Genomic DNA, 16721 nt, shown 5'->3' on the forward strand with positions numbered 1-16721 from the left:
CGGCATGAGCTTTTTGAGCCACACCCGGCGCCCCTGGGTCTCCCGATCGTACGAATGACCGGACCGAACCCACGCACGAAGGTAAGGAGCCTTTTCAGCTGTAACCCGCAGGGGTGGCGGACGCTCGGCTGTTGACAAGGGAGGGACCTGCACCGGGGCGTTCGCGAGCGCTGCCTCATGCCACCCTGCCGTCACCCGATCGGTGGGCGCTCTGAAAAGGCTCCTTACCTTCTTGGTGGGTTTGTTCCGCTCATTCGTCGCCCTGCTTGCCGGCCACGGGCAGAAGCTGCTCTACATTCCCGGCCGCACCGTGCACCACGCCTCCGGCAGCTACCGCGGCGACGGCAAGACGGATGCCAAGGACGCCTACGTCATCGCCGACCAGGCCCGCATGCGCCGCGACCTGCAGCCCCTGCAGATACCGGACGAGATCGCCGTCGACCTGCGGATCCTCATCGCCCGCCGCTACGACCTCACCGCCGACCGCACCCGGGCGATCAACCGCCTGCGCGCCCAGATCCTGGAGTACTTTCCGGCCCTCGAGCGCGCCTTCGACTACAGCACCTCCAAGGCCGCCCTCGTCCTGCTGACCGGCTACCGGACACCCGCCGGCCTCCGCAGAATCGGCGAGGCCCGCCTCGCCGCCTGGCTGGCAAACCGCAAGGTCCGAAACGCCAAAGCGGTGGCTGCCACCGCGCTGGAGGCGGCACGCGCCCAGCACACGGCGATCCCCGGAGAGAAGACCGCCGCGGCCATGGTGCACACCCTGGCCAGGGCCGTGATGGCCCTGGACGAGGAGATCGCTGCCACCGACACGGCGATCGAGGCACGGTTCCGAGAACACCGGCACGCCGAGGTGATCACCAGCATGCCCGGCATCGGCACCATGCTCGGCGCCGAGTTCATCGCCTGCACCGGCGGCAACCTGGACGCCATCGGCACATCCGGCCGCCTGGCCGGCATCGCCGGCCTGGCACCCGTTCCCAAGGACTCCGGACGCATCAGTGGCAACGTGCGCCGTCCCCACCGCTACCACCGCCGTCTCCTGCGCGTCTTCTATCTCTCCGCCCAGGTCGCCGCCCGCTGCTGCCCAACCTCCAAGGCCTTCTACGAACGCAAGAGGAGCGAAGGCAAGTCCCACAAGCAGGCCGTCCTCGCCCTCGCTCGTCGCCGCCTCAACGTCCTCTGGGCCCTCATACGCGACCAGCGCACCTTCACCACCGAGCCACCCCGACGCGATCTCGCAGAGGCGTAACCCCGTCGCCGCCCGCTACCCAGGCCCTTGACAAACCCGATTGGGAATCAGTGACCGGGCGGTGGGGTGGTGGGTGTGGAGGAGGGCTTGGCTGAGCGGTTCGATGGCGGCTTCGGGCTGGATGAGCCAGATGGACTGGTAGGCGAAGTCGGAGAGGATCCCCGCGCCGAGGCCGCGGTCGCGGGCGGCGTGCGCGCTGGTGGGGGCGGCGTTCCAGAGCTTGCCCGTTGCGAAGTGGTGGCCCTGGTCGAAGTGGTGCCAGCCGCAGGCGCTGGCCAGGGTGGCGGCAAGCGCATGCAGCCGTCGGCCGACAGGCTCGGTGTAGCAGCCGTATTCGAGCAGGTCCGTCACCGTTTCCAGTTGGGCGCTCATCAGTTTCGCGGTGTGCTGGCGCTGCGCGGGTGGCAGGGCGGTCAGCCTGGCGTGAGTGTCCTCCAGCCAGTCGACCAGTTCGGAGTCGACGGACTTGCCGTTCAGCGCGGTGGTGAGACGGTCCGGTTCCCAGGTAGCCCATTGGGCTGCGAGCGCAGCCAGTGCGAGCGCGCTGAAGGTCATGAAAGTGCGGCGGCGGTGATCCATACCGACAACGGCGGACCATTCCGCTCGTTCCGGTTCGAGGCGTTCATCGCCACCCGCCCGGAGTTGCGGCACGTCCGCACCCGGGTCCGCACGCCCGGCCAGAACGGCTCACGCGAGCGCGGCTTCGGCTCGCTCAAGTACGAGAAGCTGTTCCTGGAGGAGATCCCCGACGCCCTCGACCTCGCCCGGCACGCCGAGGACTACCGGCGCGAGTACAACACCGTCCGACCGCACGAGGCCCTGGCCTGGAACCGGCCCCACGACGTCCACACCGGCGCCGCGGACCCGCTCGTCCCCAACTTTCCCGAACCCGAAAACTCGCCAACTGCTTGACGCGGGACACGAAGGTGCGTCTGGTTGGCTGTCCTGGGAAGCTTCGGGCGGCCAGCCAGAGGATGAGGTCGCGAGCGATTGTGCCGATGCTGGTCTCGGTTGCCACGTGGTGTTCGCGGCGGCTCGCGTCGCGGCGGACGATCTCGTAGCCGCCTTCGTCGAGGACGGCCACCGAGACGTACCAGACCGGGTCGTCTTCGTCGGGCTGGATGACGACGAATGTGTTGTCGGTGTCGTTGAGGTCGTCTACCAGCATGAAGATGGCGTCCTCGGACGGGTCGTCGATGTGGTCGCCGTTCTCGCTGTCGGCGCAGTAATAGTCAGCGGCCACCGGTCTCTCCCCTTGTGCGACGCCAGGCCCGGGCTCGCGGCCAGCATGGCACGCGAGCCCGACACCGTGGGCCTCACAGCCACTGGGTGATCGCGGCGACGAGGACAACAGCCTCGAAGCGGACGGCGAGTTTGTCGAAGCGGGTGGCTACCGCCCGGTGCTGCTTCAGCCGGTTGATGCCGCACTCGACAGCATGGCGGGCCTTGTAGTCCTCGCGGTCGAAGCGGGGCGGACGTCCACCGCTCGCACCGCGCCGCTTGCGGTTGCGGATCTGGTCGGCCGGCTCCGGGATGGTGCACCGGATGCGGCGTCTGCGCAGGTAGGCCCGGTTGGCCTTGGACGAGTACGCCCTGCCGCCCCGCACCCGAAGCGGGCGGGTCCGGGGCCGACCCGGACCAGTCCGGGCCACCCGTATTCGTCCTCGTCCCCGGGCTCACCGACCTTCCCGAGAACATCGAGGGCGTCGCCTCCTTCGCCGCCTCCCTCGGCAACGTCTCCCGGGTCGACGTGCTGCCCTTCCACAAGCTCGGCGCCACCAAATGGCGTGCACTGGGCCTGGAGTTCACCCTCGCCAACACGCTGGCGCCGACCCGCGACCAGATGTCCGCGGCCCGCGCGGTGTTCGCCGCCCACGGCTTGCACGCCGTCTGACCGAACCTGTCACACCCGCTCCCCCGGTACGGTCGAGCCCCACAGCTCGCCACCGACCGAGGAGCTTCGTCGTGCCCGCGCCGCGTGCAAGTGATGAAGCGCCAGCGTGGCTCGAGACGCGCGTGAATGCGGCTGACGCCGAGGGGATATCCGTGACGCGCCTCCGGGTTGCAGGACCGGATTCATGGCCGTGGGGCAGCGGACGAGATCCGTTCGACGCAAAAGCGCAGTGGCCGGCCGCGATCGTGTCGCGGCCGGCCACTGCGGGTGCGGTGGGGGTCAGCGCAGCCAGGGGTGGTCGCGCACGACCGGGAGGGCGCCCCAGCGGCGGCCCAGCCCCCAGCTGTTGCCGGAGGCGGTGGCGGCCAACACGATCAGCAGCAGGGCGTAGACGAGGTGGTAGTCGGCGACGGGGTTGGTGGATCCGCTGGCGGCGCCGTTCGCCAGGTGGCGGGCGGGCGGCCACTCGGCGGTCCACATCATCGCCAGCAGCAGGGTCCCGCTCGCCGCGGCGATCCGCAGGCCGATCCCGCCGATGAGAGCGAGGCCGATGCCGAGCAGGCCGAGCATGAACAGCCAGTCAGACCAGGCCTGTCCAGCCCACTGATGGAAGGCGGACTGCAGCGGGCCGGCCGAGACGTGGCTGAGGAAGCCCTTGGTGGGCGAGCCTCCCCTGACCCAGGCGGCGGCGCTCTTGGTGGCGTAGCCCAGGCCGAAGACCTTGTCGAGGAAGGCCCACAGGAACACGAAACCGAGGGCAACCCGGGTGGCGGCCAGGGCGGTGGCCGTGGCGGTGGTCGCCGCGGTGGTGGCGGCACGGTCGGCCGGCTGCGCGGTGCGGCGGTGGAGCCTGGCCGTGAGGCGGCGGGGCATCCGGGGGGTGTGAGCGTGGTGGACGGCCATGATGGGCTCCTCTGCTGGTTCTACTGCCGGACTGGCGTTAATGATTTGCGGGTGCGTGCTGCGGTGGGCGCGAGGCCGCGGGCGGCCGCTGGGAGGGCCGGGGCCAGGCCCTCCTGCCGTCACTTACGGTGCATGGTGTGCAGGGCCCGGGCCAGGACGTGCGGGTCGTGGTGGCCCTTGTGGACGGCCGGCGGCTGTCGGTCAAGGCCGAGGAGCTGCGCCACCGCGGCCCAGGCGGTGCGCACGGAGTACTCGACGGTGAAGACGACGTCGTCGGGAACCTCGGCGAACTGGCCGATGAAGGCGAGGTTGGTGGAGCCCTTCGGTACGACCTGCGGCCGGTCGCCGTGGCTGCGGACCAGGAACTGGCTGGTGATGTAGGGCATCAGGCAGGGGATGACGGTGGATGCCTCGGCGACGCGCTCTGCGGTGGTGGCATCCACGGCCAGGTGGTGCAGAACTTCCTGGAGGATCTCCTCCCCGCTGCACTCCCGCATGGGCTTCTGGACGTACGTCCCGGGCTTGTCGGGGAAGAGGCCGTAGCCCCACCAGACGGACACGTCCTTGGGCTGCTGCTGGTAGACCGGCTGGCGGTTGACCACGACGGTGAGCAGCCAGGGGGAGTCGGTCAGGGTGAGCAGGCCGCCGCGGCCGGTAGCACGACCGGTGAACTTCTCCATCCAGTCCAGGAAGGCCGGGTCCTTGGCGGTGACGGTGAAGGACTCCCAGGTGGAGTCGGCGACACTGCGGTCGAACACTTCCGGGCGGCCGAAGTCCTCGCGGCCGCGGGCGATGCGGTGCCAGAGCAGGAAGGAGGAGGGACTGCGTGAGGTGCTCGGGCCTTCCGGCGGGGCGGTGTGCGAGCCGAGGGTGGAGTCGGCGGTCATCGAGCCGTTGGTGACGAACACCAGGTCGTCCGGGGCGACCGGAAGGTCGGCGTGGGCACCAGCGAAGTGGATGCGCTCGACGCTCGTGCCCGGCTCCGCCCGGAAGGACAGGTCGGTCACCCGACGGCCGGTGTGGATCCGCACGCCGCGCTCCAGCAGCCAGCCGGTCAGCGGGCGGACGATCGAGTCGTACTGGTTGTACCGGGTGCGGTAGATCCCGGACATCGTCTCGAACTCGGGGAACAGATGCACGAAGCGCCTGAGGTAGCGGCGGAACTCGATCGCGCTGTGCCAGGGCTCGAAGGCGAAGGTGGTGCACCACATGTACCAGAAGTCGGTGGTGAAGAAGTCCTCGCGGAAGCAGTCGGTGATCCGCTTGCCGTCCAGCATCCGTTCCGGTGTGGCCAGGCACTTGACCAGCTGAAGGCGGTGCTGCTCGGAGAAGCCCATGGCATGGCCGTCGCGGATCTCCCCGCCCGCGCCCACCAGCCGGGTGGCGTCGTCCCACGGTGACTCCTGGTGGGAGTCGTAGACGTCCTGGGTGGCGGAAGTCGACGGGTCGTCCAACGACGGGATGCCGGACAGCAGGTCGTAGGTGCAGCGGAACTGGGCCTCGAACATCCGCCCGCCGCGCATCGTGTAGCCCGCGTCCGGCGTGCCGCCCGCGTCCAGGCTGCCGCCGACCTCCTCCTGCTCCTCGAAGAGGTAGATGTCGCTGCCGGCGAAGCCGCCGTCGCGGATCAGGAACGCCGCGGCGGACAGGGCGGCTATGCCACTGCCGACCAGATATGCCTGTGCCATCGGAATACTCCTCAACTCTGCTGGGGAAAAATGCTGTTCGTGCCTGACCGGCCGGTCAGAAAGTGGCGCTGCGCTGATCGGGTTCGCCGTTCGAGCTGTTGGTGCCAGCCTGCTCTGGGCCAGCCGCTTGGGGCTTTGGGCCATTGGTCACTGGTGGGGGAACAACGGTCCCGGCGGCACGGCCTTGGGGTGCTCGGCGCGGATTGCGGGTGTCCTCGGCGGTCAGGTGACCGGGCGGGCTGCGGGCGGGTTGGTGCTCAGGGAGCCAGGTCCCGGCGCAGCAGCAGCGGGGTCGAGGACCGCGGTCAGCGAGGTGGCGAGGCTGGGGACGATCAGCGCGGCGGCCTCGGTCCCGGGGACGACGACGGTCTGCTCGTCGAGGGCGGTGAAGATGTCCTCGACCAGGCGCTCGGCCATGCGCGGGGCCCTGGGCCGCAGCAGTGTGATCAGTCGCCGTCGGCCGGCCTTCCTCAACTGGCTTGGCGAGAAATGGCGTTCGAGTATGGCGAGGACGGCCGGGTGGTCGAGCCGTGGGCCCAGGACGCGTTCGAGTGAGGGATGGAGCTGGGTGAGCAGGCCGCGCGAGCGGTTCTTGATCCGGGTCGATTCGCCGGCGAGGTCGTCGTCGAATCCGGCGATCATCTCGAGTTCGGCGACGGTCTCGGGGCTCCGCCCTTCCAGCGATCGCACACACCGCTGCCGTGGCCCGGCCGACACGCCGGGAACGTCACCCGCCCGGCTGCGCAGCTTCGCCCGGTTTGGTCTGGGCGGTGCTACACCGGGGCGGGAGGGTCCGCGGACGGGACGGCCCGGGTGCCGCTGGTGGCGGTCTACTACCGGGCCAACCTGACCATGCGGCAGCCGGCGCCGCTGTTCGGGATCTCCACCGCCACGGTGTGCCGCACCATGCAGTGGCTCCTTCGCCCGGATGAGGAACTACAAGATCCTTCGCGACTGCTGGCAGAAAGGCGACGGCCCGCACCACGCAGTGCAGGCCGTTGCCCACATGCACAACCTCGCACTTGGCGGGTGAAACGCCAGATCAGAACACACACCGGCATGCCCACTCACCGCCTACTGCAACAGGCTTCAGAACCAGGAAGCCACCCGGCCATGGAACCGTTGGATGCCCACGCCCGCTCGGCGTGCGCGTGGTGGGCTCAGGCCTTCTTGTAGCGGGCGTGGTTGATGTGCCAGATGTAGGAACAGGCGATGGATTCCAAGGCTCCGGCATGTTCCGTTAGCGGGGCCGAGTCGCTGGTCGCGAGTGCGCCGATCCCGTGCCGGGCAGCCGCGGCGTGCTCTTCCCCCAGAAGGGAAGCTGCTGCGTATGCGGTGGGGATGTCGCAGCTCTGCTCTCTCGTGATCAACGATACGAGGTTCAGCGAGTTCGGGACGCCCTTGGCGGATTCCCTCGCGTAGGAGCCGAGGTCGTTCAGCACGCCGGCGAGGTCGGCCACGGCCGACTCCGCTTGCCGCACTGCCTGGGAGTTTCGCGCCTCTTCCGGCAGCTCGTACCGCAGGACGACTTCGGCGACGGCGATGAGGGTCCGCACGAGCACGGTGTGGGGGCGCATCGCGAGGTAGTCGTGCAACCTGACGTGATCGGGTTCGGCCAGGTGGTGCGCTTCCCAGAGGATGCCGAAGAGGACGTCCCTGAGACAGCAGCTGACCCGCAGGTACTGGGCGGCCGTGGCCCGGGTCCGCAGCCTCACGAGGAGGTCTTGGAGTGCTTCGTCGAAGGGGTCGGCGTCACCGGGAGGCTCGCCGTCGGCCAGGACGTGGAGGCAACCCTGGATTCGGCGCACCAGTTGGGCCGGGCTGCCTGCCGCCGTCGCCTCGCCGTAGGTGTCGTCGAACGCGGTGAGCCACAAGAAAAGGTCCGCGCACAGGAAGAGGCCGTCCGGCTCGGCGGTGGGAAAGGTCCGGGCCACCCCGTGCGCCACGATGTCGCAGAGGGTGCGCCGTGCGTCGGGTGGACCAAGGAGCGGGAACCGGTGGAGCCATTGCCCCACGTGCGCCTGGATGTGGTCCGCGTGCGGGCTGCTCGGGAAGGGGCCGGGGAAGGTGGGGGAGAGGTCGGGCATGGGCAGCACGGTGACGCCTGCCGACCGGTCGGTGGTGGTCATGCTGCCTCCCGTGCCGCGGCGTGTCCTCGTGCCTCGGCGATCATGTGGAGGGAGGACGGGTGGACGGTGATGGCGGGTACGGGCCGGACGGTGGCGCCGGGTGCGTGCCGTAGGGTCCAGCGGGAGGCGATGAGGGCGGTCAGGACCGCTGTCTCCGTCCAGGTGAAGCCGTCGCCGATGCACATGCGATTTCCGGCGCCGAACGGGATGTACGCGCCCCTGCGGGGTTGCGGTCGTTCGGGAAGCCAGCGGTCCGGGTCGAACCGCAGCGGGTCGGGGTAGAGCTCCGGGTCTCGGTGGAGCGCGTACGGGCTCCACACCAGGTCGGCCCCGGCGGGAAGGTGCGCGCTGCCGAGCCGCACCGGCACATTGGCTCGGCGGGTCACGATCCAGGCGGGGTTGTGCAGGCGCAGGGTCTCGGTGACGAGCCTGCGGGTGAGAACCAGCTGGGGAAGGTGCTCCGCGGTGAGCCGACCGCCGGCCAGTACGGTGTCCACCTCCTGGTGCAGGTGTTCCTCGATACCGGGGTTGCGGCCCAGTTCGTGGAAGAGCCACGCCATGGTGACCGCGGCGGTCTCGGTGCCCGCGGCCAGCAGGCCGGTGATCTCGGACAGGATCTCCTCCTCGTCCAACGGCCGGCCGTCCTCGTCGCGGGCGTCGAGGAGCAGGGAGACGAGGTCATCGGGGCGTTCGGGGTCCGCCCGGTGAGCGGCGACGATGTCGCTGACCGTCCCGCGCAGCAGCGTGTTCGCGGCCCGGACCTTGCGCTTGCCGGGGAGGGGCAGCTTCTCCCAGCCGGAAACCGGCGTGACGGCGCGCCGGATGGCGGCCTGGAAGAGGGTGTCGACGCCGTTCATGACGGCTTGCGCCGGACCGCGGTCGAGGTCGGAGGAGAGCAGCGCCGACAGGACGACGCCTTGGGTCATGAGCTGCACCTCGTTCTGCACGTCGAGTCGTGCCCCGTGTTCCCAGGTCCGGAGTGCGGTCTCCGCGGTGGTGATCATCCGGTCGACGTAGGAGTTGATGCGCTCGCTGTGGAAGGCGGGCTGCACCAGGCGGCGGCGTTTCAGGTGCCGCGGTCCGCCCTCGGTGACCGGCAACGGCGATCCGCCGAACAGGCGGAGCTTCTCGAAGAGCCGGCCCTTGCCGAAGTTTGCGTGCTGGGCGGTGAGTGTCTCCCAGATGAGTTCGGGTGAGTTGACGACGAACACCGGCTTCGGGCCGAACCCGATCTGCACCACGTCACCGTGGCGGCGAAGTCGTTGCATGAACTCCAGCCGGTCCCGGAGCATCGGCAGCAGGTGGCCGACGACGGGCAGGCGCCCCGGTGCATGCGGAATGGGCGTTGCGTCGGCGGTCACGGGCGGTGCTCCGTTTCGTGGCGGGTGTGCAGCAGGTGGCGGGCGGCGAGGACCTCGGCCTGGATCATCGCCTCCGGTGCGTAGAGGGTCTTGTCGTGCCAGCGGGCGGGGTGCCGGTGGCCGGATGTACGGGCCGTCTCGTCCAGGAAGGCCTCGGCGCGGTCCAGCGTGCGCCCGTCGGCGATCCCCGGCGTGCGGAGCAGGATCTTCACCGCGTACGCGGTCTCCTCGGCGGTGCCGCCCCAGATGCCCCAGGACCCGTCGGGCTGCTGGGTGGCCAGCACCCATTCGGCGGCGGCCCGGACGGCCTGGCGCGCCCGGGGACCGGGTATCGCGGACAGTGCGGTGACGCACCGCTCAGTGGCGTAGTACGGGGATGCGTGCCACTTGTCGGTCCAGTGGCCCTGCGGCAGTTGATGCTCCGTCATCCAGTCGGCCACCCGCCGCATCACCGGCAGGTGCGTCTGGGCCTCCTCGGGGCGGTGGCGGAGGTGGGCCTGCAGGGCCTGGAGGGCGTGCGCGTTGGCGCTCAGGGACTTGGTGTCCTCGCCGACGTAGCAGTCGTAGTGGCGGCCGTTGTCGAAGACGGCGAGCGGGGCGGGGTCGCGGGGCCGGTCGACCAGGGCTGCGACGAGTACGGCCATGGCGGTGTCGTCGGCGTCCACCATCAGCCCTGGTGCGCCGCGGACGCCCTCGGGGTCGTAGAGGTGGTCGGCCCACTTTCGCAGGGTGAGCAGGCCGGAGGACGCCAGGCCGGAACGCGCCAGCGCAGCCGCGACCCAGAGCCGCTCGAACACCGTGATCGGTGCTGCCTCCGGGAGGAGGCCGCCATAGCGGTGCGCCACGGCGGCGAGCTCGTTGGCGGCACGCCGCTGCAACCCGGAGAGGCCTGCGGCGGCGAGCCAGGCCGCGGTGGCGGCCGGGGAACTGCCGACCAGCCCGTCCGCCTCGGGCCGCAGCACGTCCGGGAGGTGCCCGGCGACACCTTCGAAGGTGTGGTGCAGCTTGAACGGGACCCCGCCGGCAGCCAGGCACTTGCGGGCGACCGCTTCGGGCGCCGCGGCGTGGTAGCCGCGCGGGACGGCGGGACGCGTGCCGCGGTGCCAGGGCCCGAGGTGCGTGAGATCCGCGACACCGGGCCGGTCGAGGCGCTCGTTGACGGCGGCGACCAGGCCCGGGACGAGAATCTCCGCGGCCGCGGTGTCCGGCCACAGCCCGGCCGACGGCAGACGACCGAGCGCGGCGAGCCCCCTGGCCGCCACCGCGGCGAGCCGGCCCCCCGCACCGCTGGCCAGTGGCTCCCGCTGCAGCACCGCAAGTACGGCCTCGACAGCACTCAGCGTCGGCAGGAGCCGGTAGGGCGCGGGCCCATCGCCCCAGCTGCCGTCGGCGGCCTGCTCACGGAGCAGGTATTCGACCCGGGCCTGTTCGCCGGGCAGCCACGGCGCCGCTGACAGCACACGGGCCGTCTCGTACAGGGACGGGCGGACATCGCCCCAGGGGTCGGCGTCGACCGCACTGATCAGCCTCGCCGCTGCATCGACGCAGGCGTCGCTCGCCGATCGGTGCTCGACGGGCGCCGTCGCCAGGGATGTCCCGCTCCCGCTGTGCTGGTGCTCGTTCATGCCTGCCTCGTAGTGGCGGATCCGGCGATGTCCCGCAGCGCCGCGACAGCAGCGGCCGGGAAGGGGGCGTGGTCGAGGGATGCCAGGGCTTCGTCCCGCCGGATCCGGATCATCTCCTCCACGGCCTGCCGGGCTCCGGTGCGCTCGAGGATGCTCCGGACCACGTCTGCATCCCGCTCGGTGAGACTGGGTCTGCCGAACCGTGCGCGCAGCGACCGCAGCTCGCTCCGGGACGCCCGCTGGACGGCGAGAGCCATGAGAACCGTGGCCTTGCCCGCCCGCACGTCGTCCAGCACCGGCTTGCCCGTTTCCCGGGGATCACCAAAAACCCCGAGGAGATCGTCCCGGAGCTGGAAGGCGTCACCGAGCGGCAGCGCGAACCCGCTGAGAGCTGCTTCGACCCCCGCGGTTGCGCCGGCCAGCGCCGCGCCCATGTGCAGAGGCCGCTCGACGGTGTACTTGGCCGTCTTGTATCGGATCACCCGCAGGGCGGTCTCGACATCGCCGGACAGCCGCCCGGTGGTCTGCAGGTCGAGGAACTGGCCGTAGACCACTTCGCTGCGCATCTCGTCCAGGAGCGGCAGGAGCCGTTCGGAGCCCTGGACTGTCAACCCCGCTCCGTGCAGGAGTTCGTCGGACCAGATCAGTGCCAGGTCCCCGAGGAGCACGGCGGCGCCTACGCCGTGCTCCTCGGCCCGGGAGACCGGGCCGCCGCCCGCGGTGTAGGCAGCGGCCAGTGCCCGGTGGGCCGAGGGCCGGCCGCGGCGGGCGTCGCTGGCATCCATCACGTCGTCGTGGATGAGGGCGAACGCCTGAAAGAGTTCGAGGCCCGCCGCCGCGCGGACAGCCGGCGAGTGGTCGACCTCGCCGCCACCGGTGTACCAGCCGCACACACACAGCAGGGGGCGAAGGCGCTTTCCGCCAGTCAGGAATGTGCGCAGCTGGGCTATAAGGAACGGCAGTTCAGGGCCGGGCGCGGACTGCTCCTTGGCGTCCAGGAACGTGGCCAGCGCCGTATCGACCTCCCGCCGCACGGCCTGGAGGTCCAGTGCGGCGGGAGGGGGCACGACGTCGAGTGCGAGCGCTGCGCGTCTCTTGTGGTCAAGAACAGCCAATGCATGTTCCTTTGGCGAGCAGGTGTGGTCACGAACGCACATCCCCAGGCGTTCCGACCGTCACGCCTGGTGCCGATGTGGCGGAAAACACTCCGTCAGTACGCTTCGACCCGTGGGCGAAGCGCCGAGGCCGGGCAGTGCGTGCACGCGCTGTCGACGTCGCTAGCCCGGCAGGCTGACCGCGACCGCTGCGGCCGGTTTGGGCGACTGTCGCTGGGACGGGCTCTCGTGGCGTCGCGGGTGAAGCGGAGTGAACCGGGCGGGCAGTGCAGTCAGGCTCCGGTAGATGGGACCGCCCCGGTAGGCCAGTTCCGCTGAGGACACCGCAAGTTTGATGTCGGGCAGGTAAGAGGTGAGCCGTTCGATCGCCGCGGTGGCGACAAGGACGGCGGTGGAACGCGCCGGGCAGGCGTGCGGGCCTGCGGCGAAGGCCAGGTGGGCCTTGTTGCCGGAACGGTGGCCCTCGTTCGGCGGGTTGCTGTGTGGGCAGGAGTTGGCGGCCGCGTAGGAGACCATCACCGGTGAGCCAGCCGGAATGACCGTGCCGTAGAACTCGACCTCCTGCCGAGGGAAGTGAAGGCTGTAGTTCGCCAGCGGGGAATCGTTCCACAGCGCCTCGTCGATCGCGTGCTGGATCGGCAGACTCCCGGTGGTGAGGCTACCGAAGTAGCGGTCGTCCGAGAGCATGCGCGCGAGCGTGCTGGCGATCAGGTTGGTCAGCGGCTCGTTGCCCGCACCGAGAACGATGATGACCTGCTGGAGGACGTCTTCCGGACTCAGCCCATTCGGGTGGTCAATGAACCACGAGGTCAGGTCATGTCCGCGCTGCTGGGCCTTGGCGGCGTACAGGCTGGTGAGGTACTCGTTCAGCGACTGCGCACCCGCTGCCATCTGAGCGGGATCGGAGCTCACCATCCCGCTCAGCGCCTGCATGAGGCGGGGAGCGTACTCGTCGGGCATGCCGAACAGCGCGTTGAAAACCATCAGCGGGAGCTGCTGCGCGTACTGGGCGACCAGGTCGGCCTCACCGTCCATCGCGAACTGCTGGAGCAGCGTGTCGGCGTACCGGAAGGTCAGGTTGCGCACATCGTGGGGGTCGAGAAGGCGGAAGCTGTCCGTGATGACGCTGCGCAGGTGGGCGTGCTGGGCGCCGTCGGCGAAGAACAGGCTGGGCCGCCACTGCACGTGCGGCATGAGAGGGCTGTCCGCCGGCACCTGGTCCATCCACGGGCGGGTGTCCTTGGACCAGGTGTCCGTGTCGTGGAGGAGGTCGAGTGCGGCGCGGTAGTCGGTGACCAGGTGGACGACGACGCCGGGGGAGATCTCCGCAAGGCCGACCGGCCCCTGCAGGCGCAGCAGGTCGTAGCTGCGCCGGGGGTCTGCGTCGTGTTCCGGCCCGTAGATGCGCACCGGGGAGGCGGGAGGAGTGGCGGTCACGACGATTCGTCTCCGGCTCGGGATATCAGGTGGGCGGTCAGGGCGATGAGCGCGTCCAGGGTGGAATTCTTGTCCCGGGCGTCGCAGGTCACCAGCGGGGTCCGTTCGTCCAGGTCGAGCTTGGAGCGCAGGGTTTCGAGGGTGTAGTCGGGCGAGGTCGGGAACGTGTTCACGGCGACCGCGTAGTCCAGGCCGCGTTCCTCGATGAGGTCCATGACCTCGAACGACTGGTCCAGGCGGCGGGTGTCGGCCAGGACAAGGGCGCCGATGGCGCCGTCGGCGATGTCCTCCCACAGGGGCAGGAAGCGGCGCTGCCCAGGGGTGCCGTACAGGTACAGGACCACCTTGGCCTGCGGCACGGTCAGCCGGCCGAAGTCGATGGCGACCGTAGTGGTCGTCTTGCCTCGCAGGCCGTCCAGGGTGAGGTCGTCCGCCGATGCGGCAGCGTCGGTCATCACCTCGTCCGTGTGCAGCGTCGGGATCTCGGACAGAGTCCTGATCGCGGTGGTCTTCCCGATGCCGAGAGGGCCCGCCACGAGGATCTTCAGCCTCTGGTGGTCCTCCTCCGGCAGATAGACAGGACGCGGGCTAGTGCTGCCTGAGCGCACGGAGTCCACTCAGCACCTCTTCCAGGAGTTCTTTCGACGGACGCTCGGCGCCCGCGTCGGGGAGCAAGGCAGTGGGGGCCGGCACGCGAACCTGCAGGTGCCCGCCGTCCAGGAGTTGAGAGATCAGGACCTTGCACACACTGGTCTGCAAACGGAGATACGCGGCCGTTTCACTGACGGTCAGAGCGCCTCCCGTCAACAGCGAGATGATCCGCTGATGCACCGGAGTGTGATGAGGGGCGGGCGGAAGACCCGTGGCGACCACGGCCATGAGCGAATGCAGAGTGTTGCGAGTCGGGGTCCCGATGCCCCGAGTAGCCAGATAGCTGGGGATCATCCGCCGACCCTGCGACGAGCGGCTCATGACGCCTCCCGTGTGCGGGCCGGGACGGACATGAGTTGCTCGCCGAGCTTCTTGGCCTGCCGGGCCATGATGTGCGCGACCGTACCCATGGGCATGTCGAGGCCTCCTGCCACGGCGATGAAGGTGTTGGTGCGGGCACCGGCAGGCATGATCATGTACGTGCCGTGGGTGTTCTGCACGGTGATGGTCGTGATGGGAGTCCCGTCCGAGGCGTCCAGCGCCGCGTTGGCCGCGGCTCGGGCCGCGCCGTGAAGGGCGGCCGTCATGGCGGAGATGCCTTCCGCGGCCTCCCGCAGGAGCCCTTCCGTCGCGCCGATGACCATGCCGTCGCTGGACAGGATCAGGGCGTGCTTGACCTCGTTGCTCACTTCGGTGATGGGATTCAGGACCCACGACGGGTCCTCGATTGCAGGGCGCGAAGCGGAAAGGGTCACTGATCTTCCTTCGAGTCGTTGGGGGCTTGACCTGCGGCGAGTCCCGCCTGGAACTGGCTCCAGGTGTCACGGGCCGTTTCCGGGTTCAGCTCTCGGGGCGCGACATCGGGGGCATCGCTGCGTGCGGGCTCCGTGCGGGCGCGCCGATGGCGCTGGGGAAGGTCGCTGCCGTCGTCCCGGGTGCTGTTCGAAGCCGCCGGAGTGGGCCACTGCGGTGCAGGAGGGGGTGCGGCAGGCAGGGGAGCCATCGCCGAGATCGGTTCCTTCTCTTCGTCGATCGTCGTCAACAGGTGCGGGGGGATCGTGAGGACCGCGCGGACCCCGTTGTAGGGGGAAACCTGGTCGATCGAGACCTGGAAGCCGTGGTCGGCGACGAGCCGGCCGATGGCTGCGAGCCCCAGAGCGGGCGGATCGCCGAGCTCGGTCAGCAGCGTGTCCTGCTGCTCCACGACCGAGAGCAGGCGGACACCGCGACGGACGGCCTCCGCGCTCATGCCGGTGCCCGCGTCGTCGATGATGATGCAGACGCTGCCATTGCCGGTCTGGATCAGGCCGGCCTCCACCGCGAGGTCGTCCCGGGAGTGCTCCAGGGCATTGGCCATGAGCTCGGTGAGAGCCACCGCGATGGGCTCCGCCGCGCGACCGACGACCGCAAGGTTCGAATCGAGCAGCCGCGAACTGATCTTGATGCGCTCGTAGCCGTGGAGCCGGGACGAGGCGCCGCTGACGATTTCGACGACGTAGGTGTCCGGACGCACGTGTCCGGGCCACGCGCCGCAGACGATCGCGGCCTTCTGCACCAGACGGATCGCCTGCTCGTTGAGGTGGTCGACCTTGAACAGACTGTCGAGCAGCCGCGGGTCGTCAAAGTCGCTCTGCAGGCCCTCGACCTGCGTCTGCAGCCGGTACGACAGCGCCTGGATGTCCTGGCACGCGCCACGCAGCGCCGCACGGGCGGAGGCATCGATCCGTCGGCGCTCCTTGGCTACCGTGTCCGAGTAGTGGCCGAGCACGGCCTCGTAGAGGGAGGCGTACGCGGTCCCGGCCAGGGCCTCGTGCTTCAGACCCGGAACCGGGTGATGCGGACTGACCAGATGCAGCGCCAGGCCAGGGAGACGGTTGGCGACCAGATGCTGAAGCTCGTCGCCGAACTGCTGGAGCTGTTCCTGGAGCGCCTGCTCTCGCTTTTGCGAAGCTTTCAGTGCCTCGGACTGCACGGCGCTTCGCGCGACCAGGGCGCGACGCGAGCGTGCCAGCAGTGCCGTGGCTACAGCGCCAGCTGCGGTCGTGGCGCCAAGCACCACTGCGGCAGTCTCGGGTATCGAGGTCAACGGTCGGGTCCTAGGGCTCGAGCCGGCTCCGGAGGCCAGACATGGCGGAGCCGCCCGTTCATGGTGAACGAGCTCCGACCCGTGGAGTCCCGGCAGATTGCGAACGGAAATCTGATCGATGGAGCAGCGCCGGGCATGGCCGGGCGTTGTCATTATGTGGCATGCGCGCGACAAGTGTGTCACTTCGACCAATAGGCGCAGGCCTCGGTGTCAGCTCATCGCTGAGCTGTCGCTCCACAACACGATGGCGCTCCCCATGGGACGTCCGATGCCCCGGCGTGCGATGACCTGGCAGTCGTGAGCATCATCCTGAACTCCGCGGGTCTTCCATCGGGGCCACGGGGCGACAACCGGTTTGACTCGCTCCGCATCTGACTGGTCATTAGATCATATTGACGACGAGGCGCACCATGCATGTCCATCCCGCGAGGACCTCCGCGATTTGGCACTTGCCCATGCGTGCTTTCCAGCAGTAACCCGTCATAACTGATCATTTCAGAATGAGGTCCGAAGCTTCCGCAGGCAGATGATGCTGCAGGCGAGTTGGAGCAGGCCCAGGTGGAGGTCGGCGCGTATC

At 69.6% G+C, this 16721-nt stretch carries 15 protein-coding genes and 4 pseudogenes; 4 read left to right on the forward strand and 15 right to left on the reverse strand.

Translation table 11 applies throughout. The annotated features are described in order from the left end of the window. Positions 1-241 precede the first annotated feature (241 nt). Positions 242-1255, forward strand: coding sequence for an IS110 family transposase (locus IE98_RS0139775; RefSeq protein ID WP_199923051.1), 1014 nt, complete (start codon positions 242-244; stop codon positions 1253-1255). Between the two features lie 15 nt (positions 1256-1270). Here IE98_RS0139775 and IE98_RS0139780 read toward each other — a convergent pair whose 3' ends face one another. Beyond that, entirely contained in the window at positions 1271-1834 is a 564-nt protein-coding gene (locus tag IE98_RS0139780) for a hypothetical protein (protein WP_052391566.1), read from the reverse strand. On the opposite strand from IE98_RS0139780, the gene IE98_RS43865 reads away from it, so the two are divergent. Then, positions 1826-2167: an integrase core domain-containing protein gene (locus IE98_RS43865; RefSeq protein WP_234443871.1), complete on the forward strand. Its 342-nt coding sequence runs from the start codon at positions 1826-1828 to the stop codon at positions 2165-2167. The two genes, IE98_RS0139780 and IE98_RS43865, sit on opposite strands and share 9 nt — an antisense overlap. A 19-nt stretch (positions 2168-2186) precedes the next feature. Here the strand turns inward: IE98_RS43865 and IE98_RS51625 are convergent. Continuing rightward, positions 2187-2498: pseudogene (locus IE98_RS51625) on the reverse strand (hypothetical protein); the annotation flags it as partial. Positions 2499-2571: 73 nt separating this feature from the next. After that, positions 2572-2913 (reverse strand): annotated as a pseudogene (locus tag IE98_RS0139790) (transposase); the annotation flags it as partial. Between the two features lie 92 nt (positions 2914-3005). Here IE98_RS0139790 and IE98_RS52430 point away from each other — a divergent pair. Further along, a complete protein-coding gene (locus IE98_RS52430) occupies positions 3006-3149 on the forward strand; it encodes a hypothetical protein (protein WP_324605844.1) in 144 nt (47 codons plus the stop codon). 279 nt (positions 3150-3428) lie between these two features. Here the strand turns inward: IE98_RS52430 and IE98_RS0139800 are convergent, their stop codons facing one another. The 3 genes and pseudogenes from IE98_RS0139800 to IE98_RS48675 form a co-directional block, all read right to left on the reverse strand. Beyond that, positions 3429-4052, reverse strand: a complete 624-nt coding sequence (locus tag IE98_RS0139800) for a membrane protein (protein WP_030277399.1) — start codon at positions 4050-4052, stop codon at positions 3429-3431. A 119-nt stretch (positions 4053-4171) separates the two neighbouring features. Beyond that, positions 4172-5740 carry an oleate hydratase gene (locus IE98_RS0139805; RefSeq protein ID WP_030277401.1) on the reverse strand — a complete coding sequence of 523 codons (1569 nt, stop codon included), beginning with the start codon at positions 5738-5740 and terminating at the stop codon, positions 4172-4174. A 297-nt stretch (positions 5741-6037) separates the two neighbouring features. After that, a pseudogene (locus tag IE98_RS48675) lies at positions 6038-6523 on the reverse strand (IS110 family transposase); the annotation flags it as partial. A 136-nt stretch (positions 6524-6659) separates the two neighbouring features. Here IE98_RS48675 and IE98_RS51635 point away from each other — a divergent pair. Next, a pseudogene (locus IE98_RS51635) lies at positions 6660-6773 on the forward strand (IS5/IS1182 family transposase); the annotation flags it as partial. Positions 6774-6900: 127 nt separating this feature from the next. On the opposite strand, the gene IE98_RS0139815 reads toward IE98_RS51635, so the two are convergent. The 9 genes from IE98_RS0139815 to IE98_RS0139855 form a co-directional block, all read right to left on the reverse strand. Further along, complete coding sequence (locus IE98_RS0139815) at positions 6901-7869, reverse strand: terpene synthase family protein (protein WP_030277405.1); 969 nt, start codon at positions 7867-7869, stop codon at positions 6901-6903. Beyond that, positions 7866-9230 (reverse strand): cytochrome P450, encoded by a 1365-nt coding sequence (locus IE98_RS0139820; protein WP_030277407.1) that lies wholly within the window; start codon positions 9228-9230, stop codon positions 7866-7868. The genes IE98_RS0139815 and IE98_RS0139820 overlap by 4 nt, the downstream gene beginning before the upstream one ends. Continuing rightward, positions 9227-10855: a prenyltransferase/squalene oxidase repeat-containing protein gene (locus IE98_RS52150; protein ID WP_052391567.1), complete on the reverse strand. Its 1629-nt coding sequence runs from the start codon at positions 10853-10855 to the stop codon at positions 9227-9229. The genes IE98_RS0139820 and IE98_RS52150 overlap by 4 nt, the downstream gene beginning before the upstream one ends. Next, on the reverse strand, positions 10852-11970 hold the full coding sequence (locus tag IE98_RS0139830) for a polyprenyl synthetase family protein (protein WP_234443872.1): 1119 nt from the start codon (positions 11968-11970) through the stop codon (positions 10852-10854). Before IE98_RS0139830 ends, IE98_RS52150 begins: the two co-directional genes overlap by 4 nt. Positions 11971-12132: 162 nt before the next feature. Beyond that, positions 12133-13407 carry a cytochrome P450 gene (locus IE98_RS0139835; protein WP_052391568.1) on the reverse strand — a complete coding sequence of 425 codons (1275 nt, stop codon included), beginning with the start codon at positions 13405-13407 and terminating at the stop codon, positions 12133-12135. Next, on the reverse strand, positions 13404-13943 hold the full coding sequence (locus IE98_RS0139840; RefSeq protein ID WP_420706268.1) for a GTP-binding protein: 540 nt from the start codon (positions 13941-13943) through the stop codon (positions 13404-13406). Before IE98_RS0139840 ends, IE98_RS0139835 begins: the two co-directional genes overlap by 4 nt. A 52-nt stretch (positions 13944-13995) precedes the next feature. After that, positions 13996-14379 carry a DUF742 domain-containing protein gene (locus IE98_RS52770; protein ID WP_030277417.1) on the reverse strand — a complete coding sequence of 128 codons (384 nt, stop codon included), beginning with the start codon at positions 14377-14379 and terminating at the stop codon, positions 13996-13998. Continuing rightward, on the reverse strand, positions 14376-14813 hold the full coding sequence (locus tag IE98_RS0139850; protein ID WP_030277419.1) for a roadblock/LC7 domain-containing protein: 438 nt from the start codon (positions 14811-14813) through the stop codon (positions 14376-14378). Before IE98_RS0139850 ends, IE98_RS52770 begins: the two co-directional genes overlap by 4 nt. Then, positions 14810-16144 carry an ATP-binding protein gene (locus tag IE98_RS0139855; RefSeq protein ID WP_159401223.1) on the reverse strand — a complete coding sequence of 445 codons (1335 nt, stop codon included), beginning with the start codon at positions 16142-16144 and terminating at the stop codon, positions 14810-14812. The genes IE98_RS0139850 and IE98_RS0139855 overlap by 4 nt, the downstream gene beginning before the upstream one ends. Between the last annotated feature and the right edge of the window lie 577 nt (positions 16145-16721).

Origin of the sequence: Streptomyces sp. NRRL B-24484, from assembly GCF_000717715.1 — a bacterium.
GTDB lineage: Bacteria > Actinomycetota > Actinomycetes > Streptomycetales > Streptomycetaceae > Kitasatospora.

Coding starts and splice junctions, on each gene's coding strand:
- IE98_RS0139780 (WP_052391566.1), bottom strand. CDS start 1,834: ATGGATCACCGCCGCCGCACTTTCATGACCTTCAGCGCGCTCGCACTG.
- IE98_RS0139800 (WP_030277399.1), bottom strand. CDS start 4,052: ATGGCCGTCCACCACGCTCACACCCCCCGGATGCCCCGCCGCCTCACG.
- IE98_RS0139805 (WP_030277401.1), bottom strand. CDS start 5,740: ATGGCACAGGCATATCTGGTCGGCAGTGGCATAGCCGCCCTGTCCGCC.
- IE98_RS0139815 (WP_030277405.1), bottom strand. CDS start 7,869: ATGACCACCACCGACCGGTCGGCAGGCGTCACCGTGCTGCCCATGCCC.
- IE98_RS52150 (WP_052391567.1), bottom strand. CDS start 10,855: ATGAACGAGCACCAGCACAGCGGGAGCGGGACATCCCTGGCGACGGCG.
- IE98_RS52770 (WP_030277417.1), bottom strand. CDS start 14,379: ATGAGCCGCTCGTCGCAGGGTCGGCGGATGATCCCCAGCTATCTGGCT.